Here is an 18,201-nt window from a genome sequence, read left to right on the forward strand (position 1 = left end):
GATGCCCGACTGGACCTGGGTGTACGAAGGCTACGAGCCCGCGCAGGAGCGGCTGCGCGAGGCGCTGTGCACCCTCGGCAACGGCTACTTCGCCACCCGGGGCGCGGCTCCCGAGTGCGCCGCGGACCCCGTCCACTACCCGGGCACCTACGCGGCGGGCTGCTACAACCGCCTCACCTCGGAGGTGGCCGGACACCGGGTCGAGAACGAGGACATGGTCAACCTCCCCAACTGGCTGCCACTCCGCCTGCGCACCGCCTCCGGGAGCTGGCTCACGCCCGACACCCACCAGGTCCTCGACCACCGCCAGACCCTGGACCTGCGCGCGGGCACGCTGGAACGCACGCTGCGCTACGAGGACGAACAGGGCCGGTGCCTCGCCGTACGGCAGGTGCGCCTCGTCCACATGGTCGACCCCCATCTGGCCCTGCTGCGCACGGAGTTGACGGCCCAGGGCTGGTCCGGGGAGATCGAGGTCGAGACGGCGCTCGACGGAACGGTCGCCAACACCGGAGTGGAGCGCTACCGCTCCCTCGCCTCCCGACACCTCACGGACGTCCGGACCGGCACCGCGGTGCCGGACACGATCTGGCTGGAGTGCCGGACCAGCGCCTCCGACATCAGGATCGGCCTGGCGGCCCGCACGGCCGCCGACGTACCTGCCCGGACCGTGGACGCACACGAGGACGCGCGAGCCGCTCAGCTGCAGCGGATCTCCCTGGCCGACGGCCGGACGGTATGTGTGGACAAGACGGTCGCCCTGCACACCTCCCACGACCCGGCCAGCAAGGATCCGACACACGCCGCGCTCGACCGGGTCGGCCGCGCTCCGGACTTCGCGACCCTGCTGGACTCCCACCGCACGGCCTGGCAACAGCTTTGGCGCAACGCCGAGTTGGACGTGCCCAACAGCGCGGGCCCGGTGCTGCGGCTGCACCTCTTCCACTTGCTCCAGACGCTTTCCCCGCACACCGCGGAGCTGGACGTCGGCGTCCCGGCGCGCGGACTGCACGGCGAGGCCTACCGCGGACACGTCTTCTGGGACGAGCTGTTCGTCCTGCCGTACCTCAACCTGCACCTCCCCGAGGTCTCCCGCGCCCTGCTCACCTACCGCCACCGCCGCCTCGAACAGGCCTGCCGGGCCGCGGTCGACGCCGGGCACACCGGAGCGATGTACCCGTGGCAGAGCGGCAGCGACGGCCGGGAGGAGACCCAGCAACTGCACCTCAACCCCCGCTCGGGGCGCTGGCTGCCGGATCACTCCCGGCTCCAGCACCACGTCGGCTCGGCGATCGCGTACAACGTGTGGCAGTACTGCGAGGCGAGCGGCGACACCGAGTTCCTGCACACCAAGGGCATCGAGATGCTCGTGCAGATCGCCCGCTTCTGGGCCGGCCTCGCGGCGTACGACGGGACGCTCGGACGGTACCGGATCCGTGGCGTCGTCGGCCCCGACGAGTACCACGACGCCTACCCCGGCGCCGAGCGGCCGGGACTCGACGACAACGCGTACACCAACGTCACCGCGGCCTGGGTGATCGCCCGCACCCTCGACGTCCTGTACGACCTGCCCGAACTGCCGCGCCGGGACCTCTGCGAGCGCACCGGCCTCGACGCGGCCGAACTCGAGAACTGGCAGGAGGTCTCCCGGAAGCTGTACGTGCCCTTCCACGCCGGGGTGATCAGCCAGTTCGAGGGCTACGGCGCACTGGAGGAGCTGGACTGGGACGGCTACCGGAGGCGCTACGGCGACATCCGGCGGCTCGACCGGATTCTGGAGGCCGAGGGCGACAGCGTCAACCGCTACCAGGCGTCCAAACAGGCGGACGTCCTGATGCTGGGCTACCTCTTCTCGCCCGCCGAGCTCGGCGGGCTGTTCCGCAGGCTGGGGCACGAGGTGGACGAGACCGTCTGGCGGCGCACCGTCGACCACTACCTGCGGCGCACGAGTCACGGCTCGACGCTGAGCAGCGTGGTGCACGGGTGGGTGCTGGCCCGGGCGCGGCGCGCGGAGGCGTGGACGTTCGTGCACGAGGCCCTGGCCGGGGACATCGCCGATCTGCAGGGCGGCACCACGGGGGAGGGCATCCACCTCGGCGCCATGGCCGGCACCCTCGATCTCGTCCAGCGCTGCCTGACCGGTCTGGAGATCAGGGGAGGCCTGCTGCGGCTGGATCCGGTGCCGCTCCCTGAGTTCTCCGAGTATGGCTTCGCGATCCGCTACCGCGGCCACCGTGGGGTACAACTGCGTCTGAGAGCCGATGAGTTGAGGATCGTCGTGCCCGCTTCCGACCGGGACCCGATCCACATCGCCCTCGCGGATCGCACGGTGTCCGTGGCGCCCGGGGAATCCCGCTCCCTCAGCCTGCCGGACCGGTGACCGTACGCCTGCGCATCAGTGCGGCACCACGGCCACCGGGTACTCGGTGTGCTCCAGCACGCCCCGCACAGTGGGGCCGAGCGTCCGGCCCGCGCGGCCGACCACCAGGAGTTCCGCCGAGGCCGACGACTGGAGCAGGGCGGCCGACGGGCTCAGCAGGCGGACGTCCTCGTAGACGTCCACCTGCGGATACTTCTCCCGCCACGGCCGCAGCGCGTCCGACAGCAGCTGTACTTCCTGGTCCTCCCATGCGCCCCGGTCCTCCTCCGGCAGCGCGTACGGCATCCACGGCTCGGCGCGGGAGGGCAGCCGCCAGGCGTGCACGGCGTGCAGCCGGGCACCGCGGCGCCGGGCGGCATCGAACGCGAAGTCCACGACGGCGCTCACCGGGTCGCGGGCATCCACGCCCAGAACCACCTGGCCCGTACGCCACTCGCCGCCCCTATGGCCATGGCCGCCGCCCGGCACCAGCACCACCGGCAGATCCGAGCGGGCCGCCACTTCATGGCCCACGGAACCCACGCCCGGCCCAGGGACACGGTCCTCGTCGCGCAGCCCGAGAACGGTGCACGCGGCCCGCGAGCCCAGCGAGAGCAGCTTCGCGGCGGCCCCTCCGGCCGGTTCGGCCCCGTCGATGTGCACGATCCGCAACGGCAGTCCGCGCAGCCGCGCGTCCCCCGCCGCCCACTCGGCCGCCGCCCTGCTGGGCGCGGAGGCATCGACCCCGACAACGATCGGCTCGGTCATGGCAGTTCGTCCCTCCATGCGTACGGGATTCCAGGGTGCCCACCCTCTGCTGTGGACCGGCCCACGGCACAGGGGCCGACCGGCCCATGCGGCGCACCCGACCAGCCCCTGGGGCGGGGCCGCGCACCGCTGGATGCTCGAAGGGTCGAGAGGTTTTGAGGAGGTCCGAAATGACGGACGACGAGCGCGACCGCCCCGCCGTGCACGCGCTGCTCGCGGACGGCACCACCGTGTGCATACGGTCCGTGCGGCCCGGTGACCACGACCAGCTGCGAGGGCTCTACGAGGAGATGTCACCGGAGCACCTCCGGCTGCGGTTCTTCGCAGCCAGCCGCCGCTCCGCCGACCTGGCCGCCGACCGGGCCGCGGCGCCGGCCCGCCCCGGTTACCGGGCGCTGCTCGCCGAGACGCAGGGCCGGGTGATCGGCCTGGCCGAGTACGAGACCGTCGACGACCCCGAGACGGCCGAGATGTCGATCGCCGTGGCCGACGGGTTGCACCACCGGGGCGTCGGTACCCTCCTCGTCGAACACCTCGTCTCCGCCGCGCGTGCGGACGGTGTCACCACGTTCACCGCCGACGCGCTCAGCGAGAACTACGAGGTGCTGCGGCTCTTCACCGACCTGGGCCTGCGTGTCGGACGCCGCTTCGAGGGTCCGGAGGTGCGCTGCACCATCGCGCTCGACGAGGACGACACCTACCTCGCGGCCGTCGAGGCCCGTGGCCGGGCCGCCGACGTGGCCAGCCTGGAACCGCTGCTGCGCCCCGACGCGGTCGCCGTGGTCGGCGCCGGACGCCGGCCCGGATCGGTGGGGCGGGCTCTCCTGCACCATCTGCACGCGGGGGGCTTCACCCGACGGCTCTTCGCGGTGAACCCCCACGTCTCCTCGGTCCTCGGTGTGCCTTCCTATCCATCGGTCAGCTCGCTGCCCAAGGTCCCTGATCTCGCGGTCCTCGCGATACCCGCGGACGCCCTGCCCGCCACGGCCGAGGAGTGCGGCAAGGTCGGCGTACGGGCGCTGCTCGTGCTGACGACCGGCCTCGACCCCGACCAGGCGGAAGCGCTCATGACCGCGTGCCGTACCCACGGCATGAGGTTGGTCGGCCCCAACTGCCTCGGTATCTCCAACACCGACCCGAGGCTCCGCCTCGACGCCACCTTCGCGGCCGATCACCCGCGCCCCGGCACGGCGGGCGTCGCCGTACAGTCGGGCGGCGTGGGCATCGCCCTGCTCGACGGGCTGTCCCGGCTCGGCATCGGTGTCTCGACCTTCGTGTCGCTCGGCGACAAGTTCGACGTCAGCGGCAATGACATGCTCCAGTGGTGGGAGAGCGACGGTCGCACCGACCTGGCCCTGTTGCACCTGGAGTCCTTCGGCAACCCTAGGGCGTTCTCCCGCACCGCCCGGCGGGTGACCCGCCGGATGCCCGTTCTGACGGTCGACGCGGGCCGTACCGAGGCCGGTCGCCGTGCCGCCGCCTCGCACACCGCGGCCGCCGCGACCTGGACCATGACCCGACAGGCGCTGTTCACCCAGGCGGGCATCACCGCAACCCGCTCGGTGGGCGAACTCCTCGAAACCGCCGCCCTGTTGCACGCCCAGCCGCTCCCGGCCGGGACCCGCGTGGCGATCGTCACCAACGCGGGCGGTGCGGGTGTCCTCGCGGCGGACGCGTGCGCCGAGGCCGGGCTGACGCTGCCCGCCCCCACCCCCGAACTGATCGACGACCTGCTCGCCGTGCTGCCCGAAGGGGCGGCCGTGGGCAACCCCGTCGACGCCACGGCGGCCGTCACGGAGGACCAGCTCAGGGACTGCGTGGACCGGCTCCTGCGGTACCCGGGCATCGACACCGTGCTGCTGGCCCTCGTCCCCACCGCCGTCGCCGTGGCGACCGGCGACGACCTGGTCCGCGCCGTCACCGAAGGCCCCGGACGGCGGGAACGGCCCGTCGCCGTCGTACGTCTGGAGCAGGACCTGCCGGTCAAGCTGTTGCCCGCGCGGGAGGGCGGCGCCGTCCCCTCGTACGCCGAACCGGTCGCGGCGGCACGGGCCCTGGCGCACGCCGCCCGTCGTGCGGCCTGGCTGAACCGGCCGGTGGGCACGATCCCGGAGCTGGTGGAGGTCGACACGGCCTCGGCGCACACGGTCGCCGAGACCTACCTCGCCGCACATCCGGACGGTGGCTGGCTCGACCCGCGCACCTGCGCCGAACTCCTCGCCTGCTACGGCATTCCGCAACTCCCATGGGCCTGGGCCGAGACCGAGGACGACGCCGTCATCGCCGCCGAACGGCTGCGCGGTGCCGACGACCGCGTGGTCATGAAGGCCCACTGGCCCGGCCTGGTCCACAAGACCGAACAGCACGCGATCCATCTCGACCTCCAGGGCGACGCCCAAGTACGCGCCGCCTTCCGGGACTTCGAGACCCGGTTCGCCGGACTCATGACCGGGGTCGTCGTCCAGCCGCTGGCCGCGCGCGGCACCGAGTTGTTCGCGGGCGTGGTGCAGGACGACGTCTTCGGCCCCCTGGTGCTGTTCGGGCTCGGCGGCACGGCGACCGAGGTGCTGGCCGACCACGCCGCCCGCCTCGCCCCACTGACCGACCACGACGTGCACGACCTGATCACCGCGCCGCGCTGCGCGCCCCTGCTGCTCGGCGCGCACGGCGGCAGGCCGGCCGATCTCCAGGGCCTCGAACAGCTCCTGCTGCGGCTGTCCCGCATGGCGGGCGACCTGCCGCAGTTCGCCGAGGCCGACTTCAACCCTGTCCTGGCGACACCCGCCGCGGTCACCGTGCTCGACGCACGCGTCCGCCTGCTCCCGCGCCGCGCCCAGGACCCCTATCTGCGCCGACTGCGCTGAGGAGGAACAGACATGAGGCAGAACAAGGTCGGATCGGTGATGGCCACGGAGGTCGTCACGGCCCGGTACGGCACTCCCTTCAAGGAAGTGGCACGGTTGCTCACCGAGCACCGCATCAGCGGGCTGCCCGTGATCGACGAGGACGACAAGGTCCTTGGCGTGATCTCCGAGACCGACCTCATGGTCCGGCAGGCGGGCGTCCCTGCCCCCTACGAGACGCCGCGCCGCTTCCGGTTCACCGGGCTGACCCGCGGAGCCCGACGGCAAGCCGCGAAGGGGCACGCACGGACGGCCGGACAGCTGATGTCCGTGCCACCGGTCACCGTGCACGCCGACGAAACCATCGCCGAGGCCGCCCGGACCATGGCGCGCAGCCGCGTGGAGCGGCTGCCGGTGGTGGACGACGAGGACCGGGTCGTCGGCATCGTCACCCGCCGCGACCTGATCCAGGTCTTCCTGCAGCCGGACGACGTGATCCGCCGCGAGGTGATCGACGAGGTGCTGGTCCGCACGCTGTGGTTGAGCCCCTCGACCGTCGAGGTCGCTGTGTACGAGGGGGTCGTGACGCTGACCGGCCATGTGGAGCGCAGGAGTGAGGCGGAGATCGCCGCCTCCATGACCGACCGGATCGACGGAGTGGTCGCGGTGGTCGACAGGCTGACCTACCGACTGGACGACTCGCGCCTGCGGCCCGACGAGCCGGCTCTGCACGGTGTCACCGAGGAATGGCTGCGCAAGCTGTGAAGCAGGGCGAGAGGAGGGGTACCGCCATGCCGACCAAGGTGCTTGTCGCCTATGGGACGACGAACGGATCGACGGCACGGATCGCGGAGACCATCGCGGATGTCCTGCGCAAGGGGGGCGTACCCGCCGAGGCGGTGCCCGCTCACTCGGTGACGGACGTCGAGTCGTACGACGCCGTGGTCGTGGGCGGTGGACTGTATGCGGGGCGCTGGCACAAGGACGCCCGCCGCTTCGTCCGTCGGCACGGCCGTGTGCTCGCCGGGCGTCCGCTGTGGTTCTTCAGCAGCGGTCCGCTCGACGCCTCGGCCACCGAGAAGGACATTCCGCCCGTCCCCGGTGTGCGGCGGGTCATGACCCGGCTCGGTGTCCGTGCGCACGTCACGTTCGGGGGCTGCCTGGAGGACGGGGCAAAGGGATTCGTCGCCCGGAAGATCGTTTCCTCCGGGAAGGGCGGGGACTTCCGTGACTTCGGGCGGATCGAGGCGTGGGCCACGGACATCGGAAGCGAACTGGCGTCCGGGCTGCGGTCGGCTTGAACCCGTGCCGCTTCGGGACCGGGCGTGACCGGAACCATTCCGGTTGCGCCCTCACGCCGACCTGAGGCGTGACGCGACCGGACAGGAACCCGACGGCGGCCCGATGGGCGGAACTACGTTCAATTCCCGTCGTCGGAGCAGAGCGTGGTGCTGCCGAGGCCTCTCAGGCAGTACCGTGAGCGCAGGCGAACTGGTGCGCGGTCTTGTCCGCTTGATGGGCCGGAGGAAGCGATGGGCGCGGATACGCGTGGGGGGTCCGAGCAGCATCTGCCGAAGCTCCGCCTCGACGAACTGCTGGGCGAGCTGCAGGTACGCATCGACGCCGTCCGTGGCACTCGGGACCGCCTGCACAGCCTGCTGGAGGCCGTCCTGTCCGTCGGACGGGAGCTGGACCTGCCCCAGGTGCTGCGCAGCATCGTCGAGGCCGCGGTGGTCCTGGTGGACGCCGAGTACGGCGCCCTGGGTGTGATCGGCGGCGACCGGAAGCTGTCCGCGTTCATCACCGTCGGCATCGACGAGGAGCGGCGGTCCGAGATCGGGGCGCTGCCCAGCGGGCACGGGCTCCTCGGAGAGCTGATCCGGCATCCGGTGCCCCTGAGGCTGCCGGAGCTCTGCGAGCACCCCGAGTCGTACGGCTTCCCCGCCCACCATCCGCCGATGCATTCCTTCCTCGGCGTACCGATCCGGGTGCGCGACGAGGTCTTCGGGAACCTGTACCTCACCGAGAAGCGCAACGAGCGGGAGTTCGACGCGGAGGACGAGTCCGTGCTGTCGACGCTGGCCGTGGCCGCCGGCGTCGCCATCGAGAACGCGCGGTTGTACGAGGAGACCAGGCTTCGCGAACGCTGGCAGCGGGCCAGCGGGAAAGTCACCAGCGTCCTGCTCACCGGCGCGCCGAGCGCGGAGGTGCTGGAGCTCATCGTCGACGAGGCCCGGAAGATCGTCTCCGCGGACATGGGCATGATCGCGGAGAGCGTACCCGGCGAGGAGGCGCTGCGGCCCGCGCTGGCCGTCGGGCTCGGCGCGGAGCAGCGCGGCGGCCTGGTGATGTCGGCCCGGGACGGCTTCGTCGGAGCCGCGCTGAGCTCCGCGGAGCCTGTGGTCAGCGCCGACATCGCACGCGACGCCCGTGCGGGCGAGGGCGAAGCCCAGTGGGCCGAGCTCGGACCCGTCGTGGCGGTGCCGCTCGGTACCAGCGGGAAGGCTCGGGGAGTGCTGCTGCTCGGGCGGGTCCAGGGCGGCGCCCCCTTCGGGGATGTGGACACCGGACCACTGCTCGGGTTCGCCGACCAGGCCGCACTGGCGCTGGAGCTGGCCGAGCGACGGCGGGACGCGGAACAGATCGCGCTGCTCCAGGACCGCGACCGCATCGCCCGGGACCTGCACGACCTCGCCATCCAGCGGCTCTTCGCGGCCGGCATGACACTGCAGAGCGCCCAGCGTTTCATGGAGCATGCCGAGGGCATGGAGCGACTGACACGGACCGTCGACGACCTCGACGACACCATCAAGATCATCCGGTCCACGATCTTCGGTCTGCGGACGCACGGCGGGGCCGGCCGGGAGGGCAACGGCCTGCGCGGCCGGGTCTCCGAGGCGGTCACGGCCGCGACCACGTCGTTCGGGTTCGCGCCCGCGCTGCGGATCGAGGGGCTCGTCGAGACCGATGTTCCCGGGGACGTCGCCGACCACGCCGTCGCGGTGCTCGGTGAAGCGCTGAGCAATGCGGCCCGGCACTCCGGAGCGCACGCCGTCGACGTCCGACTCCAGTGCGCCGGGGGCGAGTTGACGCTCACCGTGACGGACGACGGCTGCGGGGTGTCGGGTGACGTACGGCGCAGCGGGCTGAAGAACATGGGGGAGCGGGCCCTCGCCCTCGGGGGCGTACTGACGCTCGGCGAACGGCCCGAGGGCGGTGGCACACGGCTGGTGTGGCGGGTACCGGTGCGCGTACCCAGCGCGGGTCCGGGGCCCGGTCCCGCGAACGGCTGAGACTGCCGGTGACCTTGTGCGTCCGGTGCCCGTCGGCTGCGGGTGACGGGGGCTGGTCGCGCAGGTCACCGCGCCCCTTGAAGAGCACTTCCGGGGTCAGCGGGTCTGGTGGTCGACGGTGTCGGGGTGCTCCAACTGGCTCGCCAGGACCGCCGCCTGGACCCTGCGCTGGACGCCTAGTTTGGCCAGCAGCCGGGAGATGTGGTTCTTCACCGTCTTCTCGGACAGGTAGAGCTTCTTGCCGATCTCACGGTTGGTGAGCCCGTCCCCGATCAGCGTGAGGATGTCGCGCTCGCGGGGCGAGAGGCCGGCGAGTTCGGGAGCGAGTGCCGGGGCCTCGGTGGGGTCCGCGCGCAGGGACCGCATGAGCCGGGCCGTCGTCGTGGGGTCCAGCATCGACTGGCCGGAAGCCACGGTGCGGACCGCCGCGACCAGGTCGGAGCCCTTGATCTGCTTGAGCACGTACCCCGAGGCTCCGGCCATGATCGCGTCGAGCAGGGCCTCCTCGTCGTCGAACGACGTCAGCATCAGACAGGCCAGCTCCGGCATCTGGCTGCGCAGCTCCCGGCAGACGCTGATCCCGTCGCCGTCCGGCAGGCGTACGTCCAGGACGGCCACGTCGGGCCGCAGCGCGGGGCCGCGCACCAGCGCGTGCTCGACGCTGCCCGCGTCGCCGACCACCGAGATGTCCGGCTCGGCTCCCAGGAGATCGGCCAGACCGCGGCGCACCACCTCGTGGTCGTCCAGCAGGAAGACCCGGATGGGGTTCTGTTCCGTGAAGGTGCGCGCCTCGGCCATGACGACCCCTTGTTCAGTTTCAGTGGTGGACTGCGGACCACGAGCGGGTTGTGACGACGATCATCACGCTCCGGGGCCGAACGCACTAGGGCCGACCGGCCCAACTTGAGAGCGGTCCTGGAATCGACCGCCGGTCACCGCTCCTGCTGCCCGGACGGCCCCGTCAGTTCGAACTCGACGTCCACCACACCTTCGACGGACCGCACCAGGCGCGCGGCCACGGGCACCAACGCGGTGTCCCGGACACGCCCGGTGAGGGTGACGACCCCGTCCTGCACCTGTACCCGCACGGGTGCCGACGGCGCACGGAACAGATACGACACCACTTCGCGGCGCACCTCCTCGGCGATGTCCTCGTCGCCCCGCAGGAACACCTTCAGAAGGTCGCCGCGGCTGACGACGCCTTCCAGCAGGCCCATGGCGTCGACGACGGGGAGCCGCTTGACCTTGGCGTGCGCCATGGTCCGTGCGGCCTGCGCGAGAGTCGCGTTCGCCTGGACGGTGACGGCCGGGGCCGTCATCAGGTCCTCGGCGGTCACGGCGCCGGCCTTGGCGAGATCGGAGAGCCGCCGCAGCTGCGTGTGCCGGTCCGGATCGCTGTCGCGGAACTCCTCCTTGGGGAGCAGATCGGCCTCCGAGACCACGCCGATCACCCGGCCCTCGCCCTCCAGGACGGGCAGTGCACTGACCTTCCACTGCTCCATCAACTGCACGATCTCTTTGAAGTTGGCCTTCCGGCCGATGGCGGCGACGGTGTGGGTCATCACGTCGCTGACGATGTGCGGGGTGCCGTGCACGGTGACTCCTCGGTGGATTGCGACGTGGTCAACTGAGACTTCCGCTGCCGTAGGGCGCGTACATGTCCAACAGCCGGGTCCTGGCCGACCGCAGTCGGCGGGCGACCGTGTCTCCCACCCACTGACTCACGGCCATTCCCAGCGCCGGATCGGCCTGACACATCTCGCGGACGGCTTCGGCGTCGAACTCGTACGCGCGCACCGGGCTCGTGGCCTCGGCGCCCAGGTGCCAGGTGTGCGGTCCGAACAGCCAGGACCAGCCTACGAGTTCGTTGTGCCCGACAGTCTCGATGACGGCCGCACGGCGGCCGGGCACGCGCATGTCGAGCGCCACTGTGCCGGTACGGATGATCCAGAACCGGTCCGCTCGCCGGCCCTCCTCGAACAGGCGGGTTCCCAGCGGGAACGACACCTCCCGGGCGACGTGCATGAGCCGCTCGCCGTGCTCGGCGGGCAATGCCCGCAGCATGCTGGAAGTGGGGGAAGCGTTCATGATCGTGTCCTCTTCCTCGAGCTCCTCTTCCAGGAGCGCGACCCTGCCACCTCCAATCTCTGCTCCCGGCCCCCCTTCCACCATGGGCCGAAGGGCCCCTCGGAAGGGCCTGCCCGGCCCCTGCACCCGGGCACGGCCCGGTATCAGGCTCGATGGGAGAAGAGGTATCCACCGGCATGCACGCAGGAGGTGCGGACCATGCTTCGACACGTCGCCGCGGGGATCGACGGTTCTCCCGAGGGCCTGGCCGCCGCGCACTGGGCGGCCAGGGAAGCCATGCGCCGGGGTACGGCACTGCGCCTGGTGCACGCCTGGGAGTGGCAGCCGCGGCCGGCCCCGAGCGTCCCCGCGGACATGTCGCAGCGGTCCTGGGCCGAGGACATGCTGGCGCAGACGTCGGACAGCATGCGCGCCGCACACTTCGGCCTGCAGGTCATCACCCACTCGGTCGCCGACGCGCCGGTGGGGGCCCTGCTCGCGGCGGCCGAAGAGGCCGATCTGCTGGTCCTCGGCTCCCGCGGGATCAGCGGCGTCGCGGGCTTCCTGACCGGATCGGTGTCACAGCGGGTGGTCGCCAGGTCACTGTGCCCCGTGGTGCTGGTGCGGGCGGGGGAGTGCACCGCCGACGAGCACTTCTCGGCGGTGGACGGAATCTCCCCCGACGAGATACCCGAGACCCCGTACCGCGAGGTCGTGCTCGGCCTAGACACGGCCCGGCCCTGCGACGAACTGATCGAGTTCGCCTTCGACGCCGCCCGACGCCGTGCCACCCCGCTGCGCGTGGTCCATGTCTTCAGCGGTCCGCCCGCCTACGCGGCGATCGACAGGCTCGCCCCCGAGAACGGCCCCGAGCTGCTCGCCGAGCACGAGGGCGCCGTGGTCGCGACGCTTCGCCCCTGGTGCGAGAAGTTCCCCGAGGTCGCCGTGACCGAAACCGTCACCGAAGGGCGGGCGGCCGGCGAGCTGATCCACGCTTCGGCCGGCGCCGCCCTCCTCGTGGTGGGTCGCAGGGTGCGCGAGACCCGGCTCGGCACCCACCTCGGCTCCGTCGCGCACGCCGTACTGCACCACGCGCCCTGCCCCGTCGCCGTCGTCCCGCACGCCTGAACAGCCCGGAGGATGAGACAGATGGCCGACTACGTGTACGAGTTCTCCCAGGGCGGCCGTGACATGGCGGACCTGCTCGGCGGCAAGGGAGCCAACCTGGCGGAGATGACCCGGCTGGGACTGCCGGTACCGCCCGGCTTCACCGTCACCACCGACGCCTGCCGGGAGTACCTGGCCACCGGCGAGGAACCGGGAGAACTGGCCGCCCAGGTCGCGCACGCACTGGTGGAGCTGGAACGACGCACCGGACGCGAGCTGGGCAGCCGTGACAACCCCCTGCTGCTGTCCGTGCGTTCGGGCGGCAAGTTCTCGATGCCCGGGATGATGGAGACGATCCTGGACATCGGCCTCGGCGACGCATCCGTCCTCGGACTCGCCAAGGCCACCGGCAGCGAGCGCTTCGCGTGGGATTCGTACCGCCGCCTCCTCCAGATGTACGGCCGCACGGTGCTCGGCATCGCCCCGGAACTGTTCGACCGGCGCGGGAGCAGCGACGACCCCGCCCGGCTCGTCGAGGACTACAAGCAGGTGATCCGGGACGCGACGGGCGAGGAGTTCCCGCAGGACCCCGGCGCGCAGCTGTACCGCTCGATCCGGGCGGTCTTCCGCTCGTGGAACAGCGAGCGCGCCCGCCTCTACCGCCGCCGCGAACACATATCCGACGACCTGGGCACCGCCGTCAACATCCAGGTCATGGTGTTCGGCAACCTCGGTCCGGACTCCGGCACGGGAGTCGCCTTCACCCGCGACCCGGCCACCGGTGCCCGTGGTGTGTACGGCGACTACCTGCAGGACGCCCAGGGCGAGGACGTCGTGGCCGGCATCCGCAACGCCGTGCCACTCGCCGAACTGGAACGGCTCGACCCGCCCTCGTACCGGCAACTCATCGACCACATGAGCACGTTGGAGCACCACTACCGCGACCTGTGCGACATCGAGTTCACCATCGAGCGGGGCACGCTCTGGATGCTCCAGACCCGGGTCGGCAAGCGTACGGCCGAGGCCGCCTTCCGTATCGCCGAGGCACTCGTCGACGAGGAACTGATCGGCGAGGACGAAGCGCTCGCCCGGGTCTCGGGCGCACAGCTCGCCCGCCTGATGTTCCCCCGCTTCGAAGCACACGTCGAGACGAAGCCGCTCGCCCACGGCGTCCCTGCATCCCCCGGCGCCGCAGTCGGAGCGATCGCCTTCGACTCGGCCGAGGCGGTGCGGCGCGCCGCGACGGGGGAGAAGGTAATCCTCGTACGCCGGGAGACCACCCCCGACGACCTGCCCGGGATGGTCGCGGCCGAGGCCGTGCTCACCAGCCGTGGCGGCAAGACCAGCCACGCGGCCGTGGTGGCGCGCGGCATGGGCAAGGTGTGCGTGTGCGGCGCCGAGGAACTGACGGTGGACGTCGAGGCACGGACGCTCACCGCCCCCGACCGGACCGTGCTCGCCGAAGGCACGGTGATCTCCGTGGACGGCACGGCGGGCACGGTCCACTTCGGGGCACTGCCGCTGACCGACTCGCCGGTGGGCCGCTTCCTGGACACCGGGGAACGCGACGGGGCGTTGACCGACGCGGTGGCCCGCACTCTCGAACACGCCGACTCCGTACGCCGCCTGGGGGTGCGGGCCAACGCCGACACCCCCGAGGACGCGGCCCGTGCCCGCCGCTACGGAGCCGAGGGGATCGGCCTGTGCCGCACCGAGCACATGTTCCTCGGCGAGCGGCGCGGCCTGGTCGAGGCGATGATCCTCGCCGAGGAGGAGACCGGGCGCCGCGCCGCCCTGGACGCGCTGCTGCCGCTCCAGCGGGCCGACTTCGCCGGCATCCTGGCCGCGATGGACGGGCTGCCGGTGACGATCCGGTTGATCGACCCACCGCTGCACGAGTTCCTGCCCGACCGCACCGAACTCGCCGTCCGTGTCGCCACCCACCCCACCGCGCACGACCGGCGCCTGCTGGCCGCCGTGGAGCGCATGCACGAGAGCAACCCGATGCTCGGGCTGCGCGGCGTGCGCCTTGGACTCGTCGTCCCCGGGCTGGTCGAGATGCAGGTACGGGCGATCGCCGAAGCCGTCGTGGAGCGGCTGCGGGACGAAGGAGACCCCCGGGCCGAGATCATGGTTCCGCTGGTCGGCACGGTCGAGGAACTGCGGCTCGTACGGGCGGCCGCGGAGCGCGTACTCGCGGAGGTGTCGAAGGCCTCCGGACTCACGGTCGACTGCCCCATCGGCACGATGATCGAACTGCCCCGTGCCGCGCTGACCGCCGGCCGGATCGCCGAGGCCGCCGATTTCTTCTCCTTCGGCACCAACGATCTGACGCAGACGGCGTGGGGACTGTCCCGTGACGACGTCGAGGCGTCCTTCTTCCCCGTCTACCTCGCCCAGGGCGTCTTCGCCACCTCGCCCTTCGAGACCCTCGACCGGGAAGGCGTCGGCCGACTGGTCCGGATCGCCGTCGAGGAGGGCCGCGCGACGAACCCGACCCTGAAGATCGGCGTCTGCGGCGAACACGGCGGCGACCCGGACTCCATCCACTTCTTCCACGACACCGGCCTCGACTACGTCTCCTGCTCGCCGTTCCGTGTTCCCGCCGCCCGCCTGGAAGCGGGCCGCGCGTCACTGGCGAACCGGGCCGACGGGGCGTCCGCGGCCACCTAGACAACACCGACCAAGGGGAGGGAAGGACATGACCACCCGTCATGTGACCGTCGGCGTGGACGGCACGCTCATCGCCGTGAGGGCGCTGGACCGGGCCGCCGAGGAAGCGGTGCTGCGCGGCGTTCTGCTGGACATCGTGTACGCCGTGCCCGACCTCGACGAGGCCGGGCCGGTCCTGGCGTCCGCGGCGGCCCGAGTACGCCGGCGGCATCCCGGCCTGCCCGTCACGGCCTCCGCTTTCGAGGGCGGACCGGTCCAGGCGCTTGCTCAGCACGGTCGGGGCGCTGAACGCGTTGGAGAACGGGGCACGTGCGGAGGGGCCGTTCGGCCCCGGGCCGGGACCTGCGGCCCCTCCTGACGTGAGCCTGCCACCCGGAGACTGAGTCACATCCCCTTGAGGAGGTCCGCACATGTCCCGCAACGTCACCGTCGGTCTGGACGGTTCGCCCGAGAGTCTCGCAGCCGCAGACTGGGCCGCCCACGAGGCGCTGCTGCGCGACGCGCCCCTGCGCCTCGTGCACGCCTGGCAGTGGCAGCCCTACACGTACTCCCCGCTCGCGGGCGCCTCCCTGCCGCCCCTGGACGACCCGCGGAGCGAGTGGGCCGAGCGCCTGCCGCGGGAGACCGCCGCCCGCCTTGCCGAACGCCACCCCGGCCTGCACATATCTGCCGAGCGGATCCCGGAGCAGCCCGTCACCGCGCTGCTGGCCGCCGCCGAGGAGGCCGATCTCCTGGTACTCGGGTCCCGGGGCCTCGGCGGAGTCACCGGGTTCATCGTCGGCTCCGTGGCACTAGCCGTCGTGGCCAGGACCGAGCGACCGGTCGTCCTCGTACGATCCGGCGAACGTGTCGCGGACGACCACCCGAAGGGCGGTGTCGTGCTCGGCCTCGACCTGGAGCGCCCGGACGGTTCCCTGATCGGTTTCGCGTTCGAAGCCGCGTCTCGGCGCGGTCGGAACCTTCGCGTCGTCCACGGATGGAGTCTGCCGTCCTCCTACGGCTACGGCGGCGCCTTCGACCTCGACCTCAACGCGGAACTGCACGCGCAGATCCGGCACAACATGATCGAGGTACTGCGGCCCTGGCGGGAGAAGTTCCCCGGCGTCGAGGTGAACGAGCAGGCGGTGGTCGGCAGCGCGGGCTCCCACCTGGTCGACGCCTCCAGGGACGCGGCACTGGTCGTGGTCGGGCGTCGCAACCGGCGTACGCCGGTCGGTCCGCACATCGGACCGGTGACGCAAGCGGTGCTGCACCATGCCGCCGCTCCGGTGGCGGTGGTGCCGCACGACTGACCGGACACACGGTGGCAGTCAGGAGTGAGTGAGCCTGCGCAGCGCGTGCGGTCGCGGTCGCCCGCCATGGCGCGATACCACAGGCCGCCCGCCACGTCCCCGGGCGGCCAACCTGGCAACGGTGCGCTGCGGGTGATACTCCACGGTCTGCGCCGGATGTCGTCCAGGTCGTACCCGAGACGCCGGAACACAGCCCGCAGTTTGGCAGGCGGCGTGGCGCACACGGAACCGGAGGAGCAGCCGGTTCGGGAGGTTGACCAGGTGTACCCATGGCCGGGAGTGCAGAGCGATTCAGCCAGCTGTTCGGCAGCGGGGTCGTAGCCCGTGCGGTGAGACTCAGACCGGCTGGGGGATGACGGCGACCGGGCATTCCGAGTGGTGCAGCAGGGTGTGGGCGACCCTGCCGAGTTGCAGACCGAAGCGACCGTGGCGGCGCAGAGCGCCGACGACGACCAGGTCGGCCTCGGCTGTCGCGTCCAGCAGGACGTGGTGGGCGGGGCCTTCGACCGTTTGGTGATGGATATCGACCCGCGGGTGTTCCTGTTCGATCTCGCGCAGGGCGTCGTCGATGCCGGCCGAGGCCCGCTCCTCGCGCAGCCGGGCGGCGTCGTCGGCGATCAGCATGTGGTCCACGGGCTCGTTGGCCGGGTTGCGCCAGGCTCGCACGGCCGTCAGGTCGCAGCCGCGCGCCTCGGCCTCGCGCACGGCGAACCGCACGGCGCTCGCGCTGCCGGTCGGGTCCCCGACCCCCACCACGACGCGGCCGAGTACTCCCTGGCGGTTGCGCTCCGCGCCACGGACCACGATGACCGGGCACACGGCACGAGCCGCCACCGCGAGGCTGACCGACCCCAGCAGCAGCCCGGCGATCTGGCCCCGCCCACGAACGCCTGTGACCAGGGCGAAGGCCTCGGGCCCCGCCTGCAGCAGCGCGGAAACGGCGTCGTCGGGCAGTACTTCGCCCGACGCCTTGACCTCGGGATTGCGCAGCCGGGCACGTTCCACGCAGGAAGCGACGATGTGCTCTGCCATGACCTGCTCGGCAGGACGGTCGGTGCCGAAGGACGGCCGGACTCCCTCGTAGCGCTCCCACAGGGAGGCGTGGACCAGGCGCAGCGGCAGCCCGCGCCGCGCCGCCTCGTCCACCGCCCAGTCGACCGCCAGCAGACTGGAGTCCGATCCGTCGATACCCACGACCAGCGGGAGTTCCATCATCGCCACCGCCTTCTCCGTCCGACTGTCGGGCGCCCCCCTGTAAACACCGTCGCACCGTTCGCGAATCGCCGCGACACACCCACCGGCTCCCGGACCGGGCGGCCCGTCGGCTTGAGGTAGGTGAGGTGGTCGGGCGACATCCGGGCGCGGCGGGCTGTTTCCTCCCGGCTGATCCCGTGTCTCCGGCGCTCGGCGGCCACGCGTCGGCCGATGCGGACGGGGTTGGTTGCCCCGCTCGGTGAGGCAGACGGAGACACGGCCACCGCCTCAGCGGTGTCCCGCCGTGAGTCGTGCGTGGCCTCGGGCTCTCCGTTCTCCATGTGGTGGATGTGCGCGTCGGCCCGGGGGGCGCACGAGCGTCACCTCGTACGTGTCCGACCAGCGCACGTCGTAGGGGCATTCCGTCCTCGTGAAGGAGGCCGACGATCTCGCCGTCGCGCCTGGCGGCGCCGGTCGTCGGACCTTCGATGACGAGTTGGTCGCCGAGGTGAGCTCGCATGATCGCCGCCCTCTCCTCAGAATGGTGCTGTATCCAACCTGCCCCGCGGGACAGACCGCCGCACGGGCCGAGAACTCCGCGTCCG

General features: G+C 71.8%; 14 protein-coding genes and 1 pseudogene. 9 read left to right on the plus strand and 6 right to left on the minus strand.

Annotated features, from left to right (window positions below; all coding sequences use genetic code 11):
• Position 1: 1 nt before the first annotated feature.
• Positions 2 to 2,380 (plus strand): glycoside hydrolase family 65 protein, encoded by a 2,379-nt coding sequence (locus AAFF41_RS46550; RefSeq protein WP_319749961.1) that lies wholly within the window; start codon positions 2 to 4, stop codon positions 2,378 to 2,380.
• 15 nt (positions 2,381 to 2,395) lie between these two features.
• On the opposite strand, the gene AAFF41_RS46555 is transcribed toward AAFF41_RS46550, so the two are convergent.
• Positions 2,396 to 3,127, minus strand: a complete 732-nt coding sequence (locus AAFF41_RS46555) for a universal stress protein (protein WP_343325971.1) — start codon at positions 3,125 to 3,127, stop codon at positions 2,396 to 2,398.
• A gap of 170 nt (positions 3,128 to 3,297) precedes the next feature.
• Here AAFF41_RS46555 and AAFF41_RS46560 point away from each other — a divergent pair, with 170 nt between their 5' ends.
• The 4 genes from AAFF41_RS46560 (at position 3,298) to AAFF41_RS46575 (ending at position 9,263) form a co-directional block, all read left to right on the plus strand.
• Positions 3,298 to 5,991 carry a bifunctional acetate--CoA ligase family protein/GNAT family N-acetyltransferase gene (locus tag AAFF41_RS46560; protein WP_319749959.1) on the plus strand — a complete coding sequence of 898 codons (2,694 nt, stop codon included), beginning with the start codon at positions 3,298 to 3,300 and terminating at the stop codon, positions 5,989 to 5,991.
• A 12-nt stretch (positions 5,992 to 6,003) separates the two neighbouring features.
• Positions 6,004 to 6,735: a CBS domain-containing protein gene (locus tag AAFF41_RS46565; RefSeq protein WP_343325972.1), complete on the plus strand. Its 732-nt coding sequence runs from the start codon at positions 6,004 to 6,006 to the stop codon at positions 6,733 to 6,735.
• Between the two features lie 26 nt (positions 6,736 to 6,761).
• Complete coding sequence (locus AAFF41_RS46570; protein WP_319749957.1) at positions 6,762 to 7,271, plus strand: flavodoxin domain-containing protein; 510 nt, start codon at positions 6,762 to 6,764, stop codon at positions 7,269 to 7,271.
• Between the two features lie 231 nt (positions 7,272 to 7,502).
• Positions 7,503 to 9,263 carry a sensor histidine kinase gene (locus tag AAFF41_RS46575; RefSeq protein WP_319749956.1) on the plus strand — a complete coding sequence of 587 codons (1,761 nt, stop codon included), beginning with the start codon at positions 7,503 to 7,505 and terminating at the stop codon, positions 9,261 to 9,263.
• Between the two features lie 96 nt (positions 9,264 to 9,359).
• On the opposite strand, the gene AAFF41_RS46580 is transcribed toward AAFF41_RS46575, so the two are convergent.
• The 3 genes from AAFF41_RS46580 to AAFF41_RS46590 form a co-directional block, all read right to left on the minus strand.
• A complete protein-coding gene (locus tag AAFF41_RS46580; protein WP_319749955.1) occupies positions 9,360 to 10,061 on the minus strand; it encodes a response regulator transcription factor in 702 nt (233 codons plus the stop codon).
• A gap of 134 nt (positions 10,062 to 10,195) precedes the next feature.
• The gene (locus tag AAFF41_RS46585; protein WP_319749954.1) at positions 10,196 to 10,858 is read right to left on the minus strand and encodes a CBS domain-containing protein; all 663 of its coding nucleotides are present in this window, start codon (positions 10,856 to 10,858) and stop codon (positions 10,196 to 10,198) included.
• A gap of 28 nt (positions 10,859 to 10,886) precedes the next feature.
• On the minus strand, positions 10,887 to 11,351 hold the full coding sequence (locus tag AAFF41_RS46590) for a Crp/Fnr family transcriptional regulator (RefSeq protein ID WP_319749951.1): 465 nt from the start codon (positions 11,349 to 11,351) through the stop codon (positions 10,887 to 10,889).
• 198 nt (positions 11,352 to 11,549) lie between these two features.
• On the opposite strand from AAFF41_RS46590, the gene AAFF41_RS46595 reads away from it, so the two are divergent.
• The 4 genes from AAFF41_RS46595 to AAFF41_RS46610 are packed head-to-tail and all read left to right on the plus strand — an operon-like array spanning position 11,550 to position 16,402.
• Entirely contained in the window at positions 11,550 to 12,458 is a 909-nt protein-coding gene (locus tag AAFF41_RS46595; protein WP_319749950.1) for a universal stress protein, read from the plus strand.
• 21 nt (positions 12,459 to 12,479) lie between these two features.
• On the plus strand, positions 12,480 to 15,110 hold the full coding sequence (gene ppdK, locus AAFF41_RS46600) for a pyruvate, phosphate dikinase (protein ID WP_343325973.1): 2,631 nt from the start codon (positions 12,480 to 12,482) through the stop codon (positions 15,108 to 15,110).
• Positions 15,111 to 15,138: 28 nt separating this feature from the next.
• Positions 15,139 to 15,468 carry a universal stress protein gene (locus AAFF41_RS46605; RefSeq protein WP_319749947.1) on the plus strand — a complete coding sequence of 110 codons (330 nt, stop codon included), beginning with the start codon at positions 15,139 to 15,141 and terminating at the stop codon, positions 15,466 to 15,468.
• Positions 15,469 to 15,520: 52 nt separating this feature from the next.
• Entirely contained in the window at positions 15,521 to 16,402 is an 882-nt protein-coding gene (locus AAFF41_RS46610; RefSeq protein WP_319749946.1) for a universal stress protein, read from the plus strand.
• Between the two features lie 336 nt (positions 16,403 to 16,738).
• Here the strand turns inward: AAFF41_RS46610 and AAFF41_RS46615 are convergent, their stop codons facing one another.
• Entirely contained in the window at positions 16,739 to 17,614 is an 876-nt protein-coding gene (locus AAFF41_RS46615; protein ID WP_319749976.1) for a universal stress protein, read from the minus strand.
• A gap of 113 nt (positions 17,615 to 17,727) precedes the next feature.
• Positions 17,728 to 18,116: pseudogene (locus tag AAFF41_RS51970) on the minus strand (DUF1918 domain-containing protein); the annotation flags it as partial.
• Between the last annotated feature and the right edge of the window lie 85 nt (positions 18,117 to 18,201).

This window comes from Streptomyces mirabilis, assembly GCF_039503195.1.
GTDB lineage: Bacteria > Actinomycetota > Actinomycetes > Streptomycetales > Streptomycetaceae > Streptomyces > Streptomyces mirabilis_D.

Bases quoted from the DNA above. Each gene is read 5' to 3' on its own strand.
- AAFF41_RS46550 (WP_319749961.1), top strand. From the start codon at position 2: ATGCCCGACTGGACCTGGGTGTACGAAGGCTACGAGCCCGCGCAGGAG.
- AAFF41_RS46610 (WP_319749946.1), top strand. From the start codon at position 15,521: ATGTCCCGCAACGTCACCGTCGGTCTGGACGGTTCGCCCGAGAGTCTC.
- AAFF41_RS46580 (WP_319749955.1), bottom strand. From the start codon at position 10,061: ATGGCCGAGGCGCGCACCTTCACGGAACAGAACCCCATCCGGGTCTTC.
- AAFF41_RS46605 (WP_319749947.1), top strand. From the start codon at position 15,139: ATGACCACCCGTCATGTGACCGTCGGCGTGGACGGCACGCTCATCGCC.
- AAFF41_RS46565 (WP_343325972.1), top strand. From the start codon at position 6,004: ATGAGGCAGAACAAGGTCGGATCGGTGATGGCCACGGAGGTCGTCACG.
- AAFF41_RS46555 (WP_343325971.1), bottom strand. From the start codon at position 3,127: ATGACCGAGCCGATCGTTGTCGGGGTCGATGCCTCCGCGCCCAGCAGG.
- AAFF41_RS46595 (WP_319749950.1), top strand. From the start codon at position 11,550: ATGCTTCGACACGTCGCCGCGGGGATCGACGGTTCTCCCGAGGGCCTG.
- AAFF41_RS46615 (WP_319749976.1), bottom strand. From the start codon at position 17,614: ATGGAACTCCCGCTGGTCGTGGGTATCGACGGATCGGACTCCAGTCTG.
- AAFF41_RS46575 (WP_319749956.1), top strand. From the start codon at position 7,503: ATGGGCGCGGATACGCGTGGGGGGTCCGAGCAGCATCTGCCGAAGCTC.
- AAFF41_RS46590 (WP_319749951.1), bottom strand. From the start codon at position 11,351: ATGAACGCTTCCCCCACTTCCAGCATGCTGCGGGCATTGCCCGCCGAG.
- AAFF41_RS46570 (WP_319749957.1), top strand. From the start codon at position 6,762: ATGCCGACCAAGGTGCTTGTCGCCTATGGGACGACGAACGGATCGACG.
- AAFF41_RS46560 (WP_319749959.1), top strand. From the start codon at position 3,298: ATGACGGACGACGAGCGCGACCGCCCCGCCGTGCACGCGCTGCTCGCG.
- ppdK (WP_343325973.1), top strand. From the start codon at position 12,480: ATGGCCGACTACGTGTACGAGTTCTCCCAGGGCGGCCGTGACATGGCG.